The 13,736-nt window shown below is 63.8% G+C and carries 17 protein-coding genes; 14 read left to right on the top strand and 3 right to left on the bottom strand.

All coding sequences use genetic code 11. The features are described from left to right. Positions 1-27 precede the first annotated feature (27 nt). Positions 28-1,248, top strand: a complete 1,221-nt coding sequence (locus tag NKI63_RS21520; protein ID WP_352823183.1) for a GGDEF domain-containing protein — start codon at positions 28-30, stop codon at positions 1,246-1,248. Here the strand turns inward: NKI63_RS21520 and NKI63_RS21515 are convergent. Next, positions 1,232-1,591 carry a hypothetical protein gene (locus NKI63_RS21515; RefSeq protein ID WP_352823180.1) on the bottom strand — a complete coding sequence of 120 codons (360 nt, stop codon included), beginning with the start codon at positions 1,589-1,591 and terminating at the stop codon, positions 1,232-1,234. The genes NKI63_RS21520 and NKI63_RS21515 overlap by 17 nt on opposite strands. A 231-nt stretch (positions 1,592-1,822) precedes the next feature. Between NKI63_RS21515 and NKI63_RS21510 the strand changes: the two genes are divergently transcribed. From NKI63_RS21510 to NKI63_RS21480, 7 genes are all read left to right on the top strand, one after another. After that, positions 1,823-2,203 carry a hypothetical protein gene (locus NKI63_RS21510; protein WP_352649382.1) on the top strand — a complete coding sequence of 127 codons (381 nt, stop codon included), beginning with the start codon at positions 1,823-1,825 and terminating at the stop codon, positions 2,201-2,203. A 243-nt stretch (positions 2,204-2,446) separates the two neighbouring features. Beyond that, on the top strand, positions 2,447-2,872 hold the full coding sequence (gene sdhC / locus NKI63_RS21505) for a succinate dehydrogenase, cytochrome b556 subunit (RefSeq protein ID WP_352479640.1): 426 nt from the start codon (positions 2,447-2,449) through the stop codon (positions 2,870-2,872). Then, the gene (gene sdhD / locus NKI63_RS21500) at positions 2,869-3,264 is read left to right on the top strand and encodes a succinate dehydrogenase, hydrophobic membrane anchor protein (RefSeq protein WP_352508952.1); all 396 of its coding nucleotides are present in this window, start codon (positions 2,869-2,871) and stop codon (positions 3,262-3,264) included. Before sdhC ends, sdhD begins: the two co-directional genes overlap by 4 nt. 3 nt (positions 3,265-3,267) lie before the next feature. Then, on the top strand, positions 3,268-5,106 hold the full coding sequence (sdhA, locus tag NKI63_RS21495; RefSeq protein ID WP_352701260.1) for a succinate dehydrogenase flavoprotein subunit: 1,839 nt from the start codon (positions 3,268-3,270) through the stop codon (positions 5,104-5,106). Positions 5,107-5,108: 2 nt separating this feature from the next. After that, positions 5,109-5,546, top strand: coding sequence for a DUF3052 family protein (locus NKI63_RS21490; RefSeq protein WP_352701418.1), 438 nt, complete (start codon positions 5,109-5,111; stop codon positions 5,544-5,546). Next, positions 5,546-6,325, top strand: coding sequence for a succinate dehydrogenase iron-sulfur subunit (locus tag NKI63_RS21485; protein WP_352701261.1), 780 nt, complete (start codon positions 5,546-5,548; stop codon positions 6,323-6,325). The genes NKI63_RS21490 and NKI63_RS21485 overlap by 1 nt, the downstream gene beginning before the upstream one ends. 243 nt (positions 6,326-6,568) lie before the next feature. After that, positions 6,569-7,207, top strand: coding sequence for a YceH family protein (locus tag NKI63_RS21480; RefSeq protein ID WP_352823175.1), 639 nt, complete (start codon positions 6,569-6,571; stop codon positions 7,205-7,207). A gap of 317 nt (positions 7,208-7,524) precedes the next feature. Here NKI63_RS21480 and NKI63_RS21475 read toward each other — a convergent pair whose 3' ends face one another. Continuing rightward, complete coding sequence (locus tag NKI63_RS21475; RefSeq protein WP_352508948.1) at positions 7,525-7,950, bottom strand: OsmC family protein; 426 nt, start codon at positions 7,948-7,950, stop codon at positions 7,525-7,527. Between the two features lie 221 nt (positions 7,951-8,171). On the opposite strand from NKI63_RS21475, the gene NKI63_RS21470 reads away from it, so the two are divergent. The 3 genes from NKI63_RS21470 (at position 8,172) to NKI63_RS21460 (ending at position 9,420) form a co-directional block, all read left to right on the top strand. Then, complete coding sequence (locus NKI63_RS21470) at positions 8,172-8,390, top strand: hypothetical protein (protein ID WP_352508947.1); 219 nt, start codon at positions 8,172-8,174, stop codon at positions 8,388-8,390. Positions 8,391-8,392: 2 nt separating this feature from the next. After that, the gene (locus tag NKI63_RS21465; protein WP_352479974.1) at positions 8,393-8,749 is read left to right on the top strand and encodes a YciI family protein; all 357 of its coding nucleotides are present in this window, start codon (positions 8,393-8,395) and stop codon (positions 8,747-8,749) included. 143 nt (positions 8,750-8,892) lie between these two features. After that, positions 8,893-9,420 carry a hypothetical protein gene (locus tag NKI63_RS21460; protein ID WP_352779333.1) on the top strand — a complete coding sequence of 176 codons (528 nt, stop codon included), beginning with the start codon at positions 8,893-8,895 and terminating at the stop codon, positions 9,418-9,420. A gap of 32 nt (positions 9,421-9,452) precedes the next feature. Here the strand turns inward: NKI63_RS21460 and NKI63_RS21455 are convergent, their stop codons facing one another. Then, the gene (locus NKI63_RS21455) at positions 9,453-10,697 is read right to left on the bottom strand and encodes a ubiquinone biosynthesis hydroxylase (protein ID WP_352701420.1); all 1,245 of its coding nucleotides are present in this window, start codon (positions 10,695-10,697) and stop codon (positions 9,453-9,455) included. 100 nt (positions 10,698-10,797) lie between these two features. Here NKI63_RS21455 and tesB point away from each other — a divergent pair, with 100 nt between their 5' ends. From tesB to NKI63_RS21440, 3 genes are all read left to right on the top strand, one after another. Then, positions 10,798-11,673: an acyl-CoA thioesterase II gene (gene tesB / locus NKI63_RS21450; protein WP_352479976.1), complete on the top strand. Its 876-nt coding sequence runs from the start codon at positions 10,798-10,800 to the stop codon at positions 11,671-11,673. Positions 11,674-11,893: 220 nt separating this feature from the next. Next, entirely contained in the window at positions 11,894-12,232 is a 339-nt protein-coding gene (locus tag NKI63_RS21445; RefSeq protein ID WP_023679755.1) for a P-II family nitrogen regulator, read from the top strand. A gap of 49 nt (positions 12,233-12,281) precedes the next feature. Beyond that, positions 12,282-13,604 (top strand): ammonium transporter, encoded by a 1,323-nt coding sequence (locus NKI63_RS21440; RefSeq protein ID WP_352779335.1) that lies wholly within the window; start codon positions 12,282-12,284, stop codon positions 13,602-13,604. The last annotated feature ends 132 nt before the right edge of the window (positions 13,605-13,736 follow it).

The following is a 13,736-nucleotide window of genomic DNA, read 5'->3' as shown; positions in this document are numbered from 1 at the left end:
TGCTGTTCGGGGGAGTGCCAAAACGCCATGGGCAGCGCTAATTTCATCCTGCTGATCAACCTGTTCGTTGCCGGGCTGCTGGCGGCGGCCTTCATGACGATCGCGGTCTATGACGCCGGCCGGGTGTCGGCACGCTGGCTGGCGTTCGGCTATGTGCTCGGCACGGCTTATTTCGCGATCGAGTTCAGCATTCCTGCCTTCGACAATGCGCGCCCCGTGGTTGTCGCCGCCTTTGCCGCCTTCCTTGGCGCTACCGTCGCCTTCAATGGCGGGCTTGCCCATAAATACCTCGTTTCGCCGCCTTGGCCGCCGATGCTGTTCTTCCTGGTCTTCGCCACCCTCGCGGTCTACTTCGTGCAGGACCTGCCACGCCAATCGTTCGTGCGAATGGCGGCCTACCAGCTTCCCTATGCGGCCATGCAGTTCACCGGGCTGGCGATCGTCTTGTCGTCCAGGCAAAGACGCGAGCGGCTCGACTATATGCTGATGGCTGTCCTTGCGGCCAGCACCTTGCAGTTCGCCAGCAAACCCTTCATCGCCCATGCGCTTGGTGGCTGGGGCGCCAACCCGCAATCTTATGCGCAGACCAGCTATGCGTTGGTGTCGCAGTCGGTCGGCACCGTGTTCGGCCTGGCGCTTGCGCTGGTGACATTGGCTATCCTGGTCCGCGACGTGCTCGCCGAGGCGACGTCGAAATCGGAAACCGACACGCTTTCGCGGCTGCTCAACCGTGGCGGCTTCGAGCGCCATGCCGAGATCGCACTGCGTGACGCCATGCGGCGCGCCGTTCCAGCGGCACTGGTCATTGCCGATCTCGACCATTTCAAGCGCATCAACGATACTTACGGCCACGCGTCGGGCGATCGGGTCATCGAGACCTTTGCCGGTTTTCTCCGCGATGCCGCGGCCGACCATCATGTCGCCGGCCGCATCGGCGGCGAGGAATTCGCGATTTTCCTGCCGGGGACCAATCTAGCCGCCGCCCGGCTCTTTGCCGAGGGCACGCGGAGCGCCTTCGGTGCCACGCCGATCGACTGCCTGCCCGCGGATCACCGCTGCAGCGCCAGCTTCGGCGTTGCCGAGCTTGGTCCGGGCGAAAGCTTTTCCGACCTGTTGCGGCGCGCCGACAAAGCGCTCTATCAGGCGAAGGGCAGCGGTCGCGATTGCGTGCGTGTCTCGGTGGGGCCGGCTGTTGCCCTGCCGGCGCCGTCAACCAAGGGCGGCGTGGCCGTCAGCGGCAGGGGCTGAGCTCCGGCATCTCGCCGTCGGAGAGACCATACATATAGCTGCGGCCCTTGACGAAAACCGGTGGCCTGTAGCAGTCGCCGCCGCGGACATCGTCCGATTCGTTTTCGTAGATCACGTTGGGCTGGCCGGCGCCGGTGTAGTCGGACAACTCCTTGGCCAGCTTGCCCTCGCCAACGAGGATACGCTTGTAGCCGGCGGCGCTGTCGATGACGAGATTGCCGAAGGAATCGGCATAGACGCGGTCATGATGGCGCGTCCCGGCGAATGCCGGTGCGACGACGCCGACGGCGAGCGCCGCCAATAGGAACCAGGGAAGGCGCGGTCCTGCTGAATTCGAATGCATGGCGTGCTGCTCCATTGCTGAGAGGCAAGCCTCCTCGAATCAGAAATTAACCTTTTATTAACCTTTGTTAAGAGGGCAACCGCAGCCGGGGCGAGGTCTCGGAAAATATGGTTAATACCCGATCGCCCACCGGCCATCATTCGGCCATGCCTTGTTCCCACCATCGCCGGCATCGGGCGCGACTTAAAAAGCATGAAAATCCGGGGGGCTCGATGCGCGGGGGAAAGCAGCATGAGATTACACCGCAGGTTTCGGGTGGCGCTGGCCATTCCGCCGCTACTGGCTGCCGCCGCCTGCGCGCCGCAGACCAGCGCGCCCAAGCTTGGCAATACGGCCGCCGCTTCCGTGTCGCTTGCTCCCGCCGCCAGCGAACCGACGGCACCGCAGCCGCGCATTGCTACTTACAACTGCGCCGACGGTAGCGTGATGACCATCGAGAATCTTGGCACGTCGGTGCGCGTGCTCGGCCAGGACGGCACCAGCGCCGAGCTGCCGGCCTCACCGGCCAATCAGACCAGCCGTTACGGCGAGGCGCATGGCGCAATCGTGATCGACGGGCGTGACGCGCTGGTAATGAAGGGCGGTGCCTCACCGCTGGCCTGCAAGCGCTGATCCGCCCCCTTGTGGCAGCCATTTTTTGCAGTGCAGCGACATTGTGCCGGTTCAAGGCGACAGTCCTAATCGATTGAAGCTGAAAGCGCCGCTTTCATCAGACTAAATTACGTTTTCGAAACGGTTTTCCGGCTTTGACGCGGTGCAAAAAGAGCATTAGAAACCGGCTGTCCGAAGTCGCAACCGGAAGCGGCAATGCCGCATTCCCACCTGAGGCTCCAGAGACGCCGAACTGGGGGAGCCATGAGCAAATCACCAGCCACCCGCGAATTTGCCAGACGTGAACGGCCGCTTTCGCCGCACCTGACCGTCTATCGGCCGCCGATCACCATGACGATGTCGATCGTCCACCGCATCACCGGCGGGGCGCTCTATTTCGGCACGCTGCTGGTCGCGCTGTGGCTGATGGCGGCGGCGAGTTCGGAGGCGACCTTCAATGCCGTCAACTGGGCCTTCGGCTCGTGGCTGGGACGGCTGGTGCTGTTCGGCTACAGCTGGGCGCTGATGCACCACATGCTGGGCGGTGTGCGCCATCTGATCTGGGACACTGGGGCAGGGCTGGAAAAGCATACGGCGTCGAGGATCGCCTGGGCGACGCTGGCCGGCTCGGTCACGCTGACGCTGCTGATCTGGATCGCCGGCTACATGGCGCGGGGGAGCCTGACATGAGCGGCAAAAACACCGACATGCGTACGCCGCTGGCCAAGGTCCGCGGCCTCGGTTCCGCCCGCGAGGGCACCGGCCATTTCTGGCGCCAGCGGCTGACGGCGATCTCCAACATCCCGCTGGTCCTGTTCTTCGTGGGTTTCCTGATCGCACTCAACGGTGCCAGCTATATCGAGGTGCGCGCCGCACTTGCCAATCCATTCGTGGCACTGGTGCTGGCGCTGGTCCTGCTGTCGGTGCTCTACCACATGCGGCTCGGCATGCAGGCAATCATCGAAGACTATGTGCATGGCGAAGGCGCCAGGCTGGCGCTGCTCGCCCTCAACACATTCTTTCCCGTAGTCGTCGGCGTCGCTTCGGTCTTCGCCCTGCTTAAACTGGCATTTGGAGGCTGAGTTTTGGCCAAGGACGCGAAGAACGCCAACACGGCTTCCGCCTATAGCTATGTCGACCACAAATTCGACGTCGTGGTCGTCGGCGCCGGCGGCGCCGGCCTGCGGGCCACGCTCGGCATGGCCGAGCAGGGCCTGCGCACCGCCTGCATCACCAAGGTGTTCCCGACGCGCTCGCATACGGTTGCGGCGCAGGGCGGCATTGCCGCCTCGCTCGCCAATATGGGTCCCGACAACTGGCAGTGGCATCTCTTCGACACCGTCAAAGGCTCGGATTGGCTGGGCGACACCGACGCGCAGGAATACATGGTGCGCGAAGCGCCGGCTGCGGTCTACGAGCTCGAGCATTACGGCGTCCCCTTCAGCCGCACCGAGGACGGGAAAATCTACCAGCGGCCGTTCGGCGGCATGATGATGAATTTCGGCGAGGGGCCGCCGGTGCAGCGCACCTGCGCGGCCGCCGACCGCACCGGCCACGCCATGCTGCACACGCTCTACGGCCAGTCGCTGAAGCACAATGCGCAGTTCTTCATCGAGTATTTCGCGCTCGACCTGATCATGGAGCCGGACGGCACCTGCACCGGCGTCGTCGCCTGGAACCTCGACGACGGCACCATCCACCGCTTTTCGGCGAAAATGGTGGTGCTGGCGACCGGCGGCTATGGTCGCGCCTATTTCTCGGCCACCTCCGCGCATACCTGCACCGGCGATGGCGGCGGCATGGCCGCACGCGCAGGGCTGCCGCTGCAGGACATGGAGTTCGTGCAGTTCCACCCGACCGGCATCTACGGCGCCGGCTGCCTGATCACCGAGGGCGCGCGCGGCGAGGGCGGCTATCTCGTCAATTCCGAGGGCGAGCGCTTCATGGAACGCTACGCGCCGTCAGCCAAGGATCTGGCTTCGCGCGACGTGGTCTCGCGCTGTATGACGCTGGAGATCAGGGAGGGCCGCGGCGTCGGCCCGAAGAAGGATCATATCTTCCTGCATCTCGACCATCTCGACCCGGCCGTTCTGCACGAGAGGCTCCCGGGTATTTCGGAATCGGCAAAGATCTTTGCCGGCGTCGACCTGACCAAGGAGCCGATCCCGGTGCTGCCGACGGTCCATTACAATATGGGTGGCGTGCCGACCAATTACTGGGGTGAGGTGCTGAACCCGACGGCGTCGAATCCGGACCAGGTGTCGCCCGGGCTGATGGCGGTCGGCGAAGCCGGCTGCGCCTCGGTGCACGGCGCCAACCGGCTGGGCTCGAACTCGCTGATCGATCTGGTGGTGTTCGGCCGTGCGGCGGCGATCCGGGCCGGCCAGGTGATCGACCGGACATCGGCGATCCCTCCGCCCAACGAGGCCGCCGTCGAAAAGATCATGGACCGCTTCGACCGGCTGCGTCACGCCAACGGCTCGACGCCGACAGCGGTTTTGCGCGAAAAGATGCAGAAGGCGATGCAGGAGGACGCGGCGGTGTTCCGCACCCAGGAATCGCTGGAAAGCGGCTGCAGGCGCATTTCGCAGCTTTGGGGCGAGCTCAAGGAAGTCAAGGTGTTTGACCGCTCGATGATCTGGAACTCCGACCTGGTCGAGACGCTGGAGCTGGAAAATCTGATGGCCAACGCCATCACCACCGTCTACGGCGCCGAGGCGCGCAAGGAAAGCCGCGGCGCGCACGCGCGGGAGGACTTTTCGGCCCGCGACGACGCCAACTGGCGCAAGCACACGCTGGCCCGGCTCAACGAGGCCGGCGAGGTGGCGCTCAGCTACCGGCCGGTGCACACCGAGACGCTGCTCAAGGAGGCAGACGGCGGCATCAATCCGGCCAAGATTGCGCCGAAGGCGAGAGTGTATTGACGATGGCGCTGGCGGTTGCGGGATATTCCGGCATGCCCCTTCCAGCCAAGCTCGGCCTGAAGGACGGGATGATTGCCGCCTTCGTCGCCTTGCCGGCCGAGCTGGACGACCTTGCCGAAGCCGTGGACTTTGCCGAGCTCGACCGGCTGGCTGACTGGTCGGCGATTTCGGGCGTTCATGAGAAATATGATGCCGTACACGCTTTCACCCGGCAGCGTGTCGAGATCGAGGACCGTCTTGGCGACATCGAAGCAGCGATCAAGCGGGACGGCATGGTCTGGGTCTCTTGGCCAAAAAAGGCATCGAAAGTGCCGACCGACGTCACCGAGGACGTTATCCGCACAGAGGCGCTGAAGCTCGACCTCGTCGACGTCAAGGTCGCCGCCGTGAACGAGATCTGGTCCGGGCTGAAGCTCGTCATCCGAAAGGACCTGAGGTAATGGTCGAACTGACGCTTCCGAAAAACTCGAAGATCATGGCCGGAAAAACCTGGCCGAAGCCGGAGGGTGCCACCAATCTGCGCGAATACCGCATCTACCGCTGGTCGCCGGACGATGACGAGAACCCGCGCATGGATACGTATTTCGTCGACATGGACGATTGCGGGCCGATGGTGCTCGACGCGCTGCTCTGGATCAAGAACAAGATCGACCCGACGCTGACCTTGCGCCGCTCCTGCCGCGAAGGCATTTGCGGCTCCTGCGCCATGAACATCGATGGGTCGAACACGCTGGCCTGCACCAAGGGCTGCGACGACATTGCCGGCGCGATCAAGGTCTATCCGCTGCCGCACATGCAAGTGGTCAAGGACCTGGTGCCCGACCTCACCAATTTCTACGCCCAGCATGCCTCGATCGAGCCGTGGTTGAAGACGGTGTCGCCCGAGCCGGCCAAGGAATGGCTGCAGAGCCATGAGGACCGCGAAAAGCTCGACGGGCTCTACGAGTGCATATTGTGCGCCTGCTGCTCGACCTCCTGCCCGAGCTACTGGTGGAACGGCGATCGCTATCTCGGCCCGGCGACGCTTCTGCAGGCCTATCGCTGGCTGATCGATTCCAGGGACGAGGCGACGGGCGAGCGGCTCGACAATCTCGAAGACCCGTTCCGGCTCTATCGCTGCCACACCATCATGAACTGCGCCCAGACCTGCCCCAAGGGGCTCAACCCGGCCAAGGCGATCGCCGAGATCAAGAAGATGATGGTGGAGCGACGGGTATAGGGGGCGGGCGGGTTGCAGCCGAGATCGTCTCGTCCGTAGCGATCCTTCGCGCCCCCCTCCGTCCTGCCGGACATCTCCCCCGCAAGGGGGGAGATTGGCCGTCATCTTGGCTTTCGCTAATCTCCACCATTGCAAGAATGGACGCACAGCGTTGAAGCTGCCGATCTCCCCCCTTGCGGGGGAGATGTCCGGCAGGACGGAGGGGGGTGCTGTCCCTCCGGCCTCAGAAGGATAGCCGATCCAATGACCGACTCCGACCTTCCCTTCCTCTCTCCCATCGAAGCCCGCGTGCTCGGTTGCCTGATCGAGAAGAAGGAGCTGACGCCGGACGTCTATCCGCTGACGCTCAATGCGGCACTTGCCGCCGCCAACCAGAAGACGGCGCGCGAGCCGGTGATGTCGGTCGAGCTTGCCGAGGTCAGGCGGGCGCTTGGCCAGCTGGAGCAGAAGGGCCTCGTCAGGCAGGTCTTCGCGTCGCGCGTCGAGCGCTATGAGCATGTCGTGGCACAGCGCTTTTCCCTGACCTCGGCGCAGATCGCGCTGCTCGGCCTGTTGTTGCTGCGCGGCCCGCAGACGGCCTATGAATTGCTGGCGCGAAGCGAGCGCCTGGCGCGGTTGCCGTCGATCGAGGAGCTTCGCGGCAATCTCGACCTGCTGATCGGCCGAAGGCCGCCGCTGGTGCAGCAGATCGATCGCGGCCCCGGCCAGCGCGAGGATCGCTATGTCCATCTGCTCAGCGGGCCGCCGCAGCTGTCGACTGCAGCAGTGCCTCTGCAATCGTCCTCGCCGGCCTCGGATCTGGAGACGCGCGTGCAGGTTCTCGAGGAGGAGGTCGCGACACTGCGCGCCCGCCTCGATGCGCTGACCGGCGATGGGCGATAAGGATTTTCGAGACGTTGGCTGACAGCGCCCTCAACGTGACATGTTCGTTGCCGCTTTCGATCGGCTAGCGCTGCCCCTCACCGCCTACCGGCGACCTCTCCCCGTATAGTGACGGGGAGAGGGACGCTCTCATCGACGGTTTCGCCCAATAGTTAGCGTTGCAAGAAGGGTGCCGCGGCTGCGGCCAGCTTCTTTCTCCCCGTCACTATACGGGGAGAAATGCCCGGCAGGTGGGTGAGGGGCAGCGCCGGCCTCAACAATTGGCGTCCAAGACAATTGGGTCCATCTGTCTGAACGATTGCCCCGAACCTCGCCCGTCAGCCGAGTCTGGCGTCGAGCGACACCTTGATGGCGCCGAGCGCCTTCGAGACCGGGCATCCGCCCTTGGCTTTTTCGGCTAGTTCCTGGAATTTGGCGGCATCGATGCCCGGTACCTTGCCAACCAGCGTGATCGCGCTGCCGGTGATGCCGGTGCCGGGGACCAGTGTCACCACGGCCTTGGCGTCGAGCTCGGTAGCCGGAGTGCCGTTCTCGGCAAGAAGATGCGAAAGTTGCATGGCAAAGCAGCCGGCATGGGCGGCGGCGATCAGCTCTTCCGGGTTGGTGCCGGATTTGCCGCTCTCGTCCTCGAAACGCATCTTGGCAGAATAGGGCGTGCCTTTCAGCGTCCCGCTCTGGGTATCGAGCGTGCCTTTGCCTTCCTTGAAACTGCCTTTCCAAACGGCGTTGGCGGTGCGGTCCATCAATTCCTCCTTGATTGTCGTGATTGAACCCGTAGTCGGCGTCCGGTCGACTATAGCGCGCTCCGGAGCGAAGGCCATCCACGCTTTCGTATCGGCGGCAGCGTGACACATCATGTCGAGCGAAAAAAATTCGAAAAAATACGCGTGCAAAAATGTCGACTTCCATCTGTCCCGGCCGTCCTGCGGGCGGCCATGGACTTGGTGGCCGGATGGAGGACCACATGAACAATCTGTTTTCTGCTCACTGGACAAGCACCGGCCACGGGGCCGGTGAACAACAAGCCGACTGGTCGCGCCTGCAGCCTTCCGGCTTCGGCCGACTGCTTGCGGCGATTGCCATCATCGGCATTGCGGTGTCCTTTCTCGACTATGCAGCGGCCAAAGGCCCAGCTGACGTGTCCGTCGCCTCGCCCTACGGTCCAACCCAGGAATGGAGGTAAAGATGAGATACGTTTGCCTGGTCTACGGTGAAGAAAAAGATCTCTACGCAATGACGCCTGCGAGGCTGGCCAAGCTCGACGCCGATTCGCTGGCCTATGACAGGTCGGTGGCGCAAAGCGGCCGCCTGATCATCGCGCAGGCGCTGCAATCGGTGAAGACATCGAAGACCGTGCGCCGGCGCCAGGGCAAGCGGCTGGTCACTGACGGCCCCTTCGCCGAGACCAAGGAGCAGCTGCTCGGTTTCGTCATGATCGAGGCCGGGGATCTCGACGAGGCGCTGGAGATCGCCGGCGGAATCCCGCTGGCCGAAATCGGCACGATCGAGGTGCGGGCGATCTACAACGTGCCGGGGTCGTAGGGATGTCCCGATAAGATCCTTGGCAAAGTGATGGCGGCCGATGACTGGCGCAGGCTTTCGTTTTCTTCGATCGATGCAACTTTTGCGTGTTGAGGCGAAGCAATACTTCTCCTATCGTCGCCCGAGATTGGGGATCTTGGGGTATGCATATATTGATTGCTGCAATCGGCCTGCTGGGGGCAGCGGCGTTCTGGTGGTACCGGCTGAAGATCATGAACGACGCGGCGCGTGAGGTTGCCGACGTCGTTGGCCGCGTCCAGGGCAATATCCGCCGCAAGAAGCTGCGCAAGCAGGCGGCGCTCTCGCCGCTGACGGCGATCGACGATCCGGTCGTCGCCGCCGCGACGCTGATCACCGCGATTGTTTCCGAGCATGGTCCTGTGCTGCCGCAACGCGAAGCCGCCATTCGATCGGTGATCTCGGAGATCGCCGACAAAAAGCAGACCGATGAAGCCGTGATCTACGCCAAATGGGCGGCATCGCAAATCGACGACGTCACGGTCGTCATCGACAAGCTGGCGCCGTTCCTGCGCGAACGGCTCGACGCAGCTGAAAGGAACGATCTGCTGCGAATGGTCAGCCGTGCGGCGGAAGCTGGTGGACAAAACCTGCCGATTCCCGACCAGCGCATGCTCCGGCTGCGCCAGAAGCTAGGCTTTGAGGTCAACTGACCGAACGCTAGTAAAACGCGCGCTTGCCGGGCCTAGATCGCCTCGCCCTTCAACAGTTTCGGCGTGTCGCCGGACAGACCCGACGCCTGGCGGATGAAGAACCCCTTCAGCCGCGGCATGCGCTCGACAAGGCCGAGGCCGATGTCGCGCAAAGTGCGCAGCGGGCCGAAATCGTTGGAAAACAGCCGGTTCAGCACATCGGTGGTGATGCCCATCTGCACCGTGTCGAAACGCCGCCATTGCTGGTAGCGCTCAAGCACGTCCAGCGCGCCGATGTCCTGGCCGAGCCGGTCGGCCTCGACCACCACTTCGGCCAGCGCCGCCACGTCCTTGAAACCGAGATTCAGACCCTGGCCGGCGATCGGGTGGATGCCGTGGGCGGCGTCGCCGGCCAAGGCGATGCGCGGCGCGACGAAGGCGCGCGCAATGATCAGTCCAAGCGGCCAGGCACGCGGCTTGTCGGCGATATGGATTTCGCCGAGTTTCAGGCCAAAGCGCTGCTCGAGCTCATATTCCAGGACCAGGGTGTCGCCACTGACCAGCTTGTCGGCGTCCTGCGACCGTTCGACCCAGACGATCGACGAGCGGTTGGTGCCGTCCTTGCCCGGCTTGAGCGGCAGCGTGGCGAACGGGCCTGCGGGAAGGAAATGCTCTTCGGCGCGGCCGTTGTGCGGCCGCTCATGCGCCACCGTGCAGACGATGCCGGACTGGCCATACTCCCATTTCACCGTCTTGATGCCTGCCATGTCGCGCAGCTTCGAATTGACGCCGTCGGCGGCAACCAGCAGCCGCGCCTTCAGCGTCGCGCCGTCGGCAAGATGCACGGTTATGCCGGCGCCGTTGATGTCGAAGGCGCTGACGGCGACGCCTTCGATGATGCCGATGCCGAGTTGTTCGGCGCGCCGGCGCAAGGCGCCGTTCAAATCCTTGTTGGCGACCATATGCGCGAAGGGTTCGCCGGGCGCGACCTCGCCATCGAAAGTGAGGAACACCGGGCGGACCGGATCGGATGTGCGCGAATCAGTGACGATCATTTCGGTGATCGCCTGCGCCTCCGGCGCGATCTCGTTCCAGACGCCGAGCTGGTCGAGCATGCGGCACGCGGCGGCGGCAATCGCCGAGGCGCGGCCGTCCTTCCGCCAGACCCCGGCGGGTGCTGCATCGACGACGGCAACGGCAAGGCTCGGCCGCGCCTGCTTCAGCGATACGGCGGCGGCCAGGCCGACATAGCCGGCGCCGGCGACAAGAACGTCGAGCGAATTCTTGCTGTCCACCATGGCAATTCCTTTCGCAGCCTGACCGTCGCCGGGCTTTCCGCCCTTGACTGCCCGCCGTTCCTGTCGGAAACCGCCATGGTAATTTTGCGGCGAGGTCAAGATGACGGCAGCCATGGACGAGCTTCTCGGCATTCTCGACCTCGAGCAGCTGGAACACAACCTGTATCGTGGTCGCAGCCCCAAGCTCGACTGGCAGCGCATCTTCGGCGGCCAGACCATCGCCCAGGCGCTGGTCGCCGCGCAGCGAACGGTCGAGCCCGAGCGCCATGTACACTCACTGCATGGCTATTTCATGCGGCCGGGCGACACCAAGGTGCCGATCATCTACGAGGTCGACCGTATCCGTGATGGCGGCTCCTTCACCACGCGCCGCGTCGTCGCTATCCAGCACGGCCAGGCGATCTTTTCGCTGGAAGCCTCGTTCCAGCAGGATGAGGTCGGCCTGGAACATCAGGTGCCGATGCCGCAGGACGTGCCGGCGCCCGACACGTTGCTGTCGCAACGCGAGTTGCTGGGCAAGTTCGGCGAGGCGGTGCCCGAGGGCATCAAGCGCTATTGGGAGCGCGACCGGCCGATCGAGATGAAGCCGGTGATGCTGAAGCATTATACCAGCCGGGAAAAGCTCGAGCCGAAGCAGAACATCTGGATCCGCACCACCGGTCCGGTGCCGGCCGATCGCGCCACGCGGGCGGCTGTGCTCGCTTACCTCTCCGACATGACGCTGCTCGACACCTCGACCTTCGCCCATGGCCGCGCCATTTTCGATCGCGATATCCAGGCGGCGAGCCTCGACCACGCCATGTGGTTCCATCGCAGCCATCCACTCGACGACTGGATGCTGTACACGCAAGACAGCCCGTCGACGCAAGGATCACGCGGTTTTACCCGCGGCTCGCTGTTTGCCCGCGACGGCACGTTGATCGCCTCGGTTGCCCAAGAAGGACTCATCCGGCTGAAGCGACCGCCTGCGGAGTAGGCATTTTTCGAAATTTGCCTATTTTTTAATCATATGCACTGCCGCGACTGTGAACAGGCAGTCGGCAAACCTTCCCGATTTCGTTGTTTAACAACAGCTTAACACCCTGCTTCGGCAATTGGCACGGAGCTTGAATCCTAGCGGGCACTCTCCGGCTCTCATGGGGATCGGCGAAGTCGTGCAAAACGCGGGGACCCGCAACAGCAAAGGGTGAAACCTTATGAAGATCGTGATGGCAATCATAAAGCCGTTCAAGCTCGACGAGGTGCGCGAGGCGCTCACCGCGGTCGGCATCCAGGGCCTGACCGTCACCGAAGTAAAAGGCTACGGACGCCAGAAGGGGCACACGGAAATCTATCGCGGGGCGGAATACGCGGTCAGCTTCCTGCCGAAGATCAAGATCGAAGTCGCGGTCGCTGTCGACATGGTCGACAAGGCCGTCGAGGCCATCACCGCGGCGGCCAAGACCGGCCAGATCGGCGACGGCAAGATCTTCGTTTTCGGCATCGACCAGGCGGTGCGGATTCGCACCGGCGAAACAGACACCGACGCGCTTTGAGCCGCCGATACGTATTCCAATGGAGAGTTCAATGAATATTCCTTCCACCTTGAAGATAACGGGACGCGCGGCCGTTTTGGGCTCGCTCGCTCTCGCTGCACTGGGCACGGTTGCTGCGTTCGCGCAGGAAGCGGCTCCGGCAGCACCGGCTACCCCTGCGCCCGCGCTCGACACCGGCAACACCGCTTGGATGCTGACCTCGACGGCGCTGGTGCTGATGATGACCATACCGGGCCTGGCGCTGTTTTATGGCGGCATGGTGCGCAAGAAGAACGTGCTCGCCACCATCATGCAGAGCTTTGCCATCACGTGCCTGGTGACGGTGCTGTGGTTCATGTTCGGCTACTCGCTGGCCTTCTCGGATGGCGGCGGCATGAATGCCTATCTCGGCGGCTTCTCGAAGTTCTTCCACAACGGCATCACCACCTCGTCGCTGTGGCTGCCGGGCGTGGCGAACATCCCTGAGTTCGTCTTCTCGATGTTCCAGATGACCTTCGCCATCATCACGCCGGCGCTGATTGCCGGCGCCTTCGCCGAACGCATGAAGTTCTCGGCGCTGCTCATCTTCATGGGGGCGTGGCTGCTGGTGGTCTATGCCCCGATCGCGCACTGGGTGTGGGGCGGCGGCTTCCTCGGCACAGCCGGCGTTCTCGATTTCGCCGGCGGCACGGTCGTTCACATCAATGCCGGTGTTGCCGGCCTGGTCTGCGCGCTGGTTCTCGGCAAGCGTGAAGGCTACGGCACCACCAACATGGCGCCGCACAACCTGGTCTACTCCGTAATCGGTGCTTCGCTGCTGTGGGTCGGCTGGTTCGGCTTCAACGCCGGTTCGGAACTGGCCGCCGACGGCCTTGCCGGTGCCGCGATGCTGAACACCCAGGTTGCCGCTGCCGCTGCGGCGCTCGCCTGGATGTTCGCCGAATGGATCGTCGCCAAGAAGCCGAGCGTTCTTGGCATCATCTCGGGCGCCGTCGCCGGCCTGGTCGCGGTGACGCCGGCTTCCGGCTTCGTCAATCCGACCGGCGCCTTCATCGTCGGCATCGTCGCCGGCGTGCTGTGCTACGTCTCGGCCGTCAAGCTCAAGCACGCGTTCGGCTATGACGACTCGCTCGATGCATTCGGTGTGCACGGCATCGGCGGCATCATCGGTGCATTGCTGACCGGCGTGCTCGCCGATCCGGCGATCAACAGCCTCGGCTCGGGCGCCTCCGTCGGCAAGCAGCTCTACGGTATCGTCTTCACCATCCTGTGGACGGCGATCGCGAGCTTCGTGATCCTCTACATCGTCAAGGCGCTGGTCGGCCTGCGTCCTTCCACCCAGGAAGAGGTCGAAGGCCTCGACATCAGCCAGCACGGCGAAGTGGTGGCGTAAAGGCATTGGCCGGCATCGGCGTTTTGCCGGTGCCGGGAAGATCCCGTCGTGACGCTCCCGAAAGGACTCACGCCTTGAGGCCCGGAAACCTTCCGGGCCTCTTTTTTGCGCGCGGATGGCCGTGATGGCTCG

This window comes from Mesorhizobium sp. M0410, from assembly GCF_040321435.1.
GTDB lineage: Bacteria > Pseudomonadota > Alphaproteobacteria > Rhizobiales > Rhizobiaceae > Mesorhizobium.
This window is presented reverse-complemented; position numbering and strand designations above follow the sequence as displayed.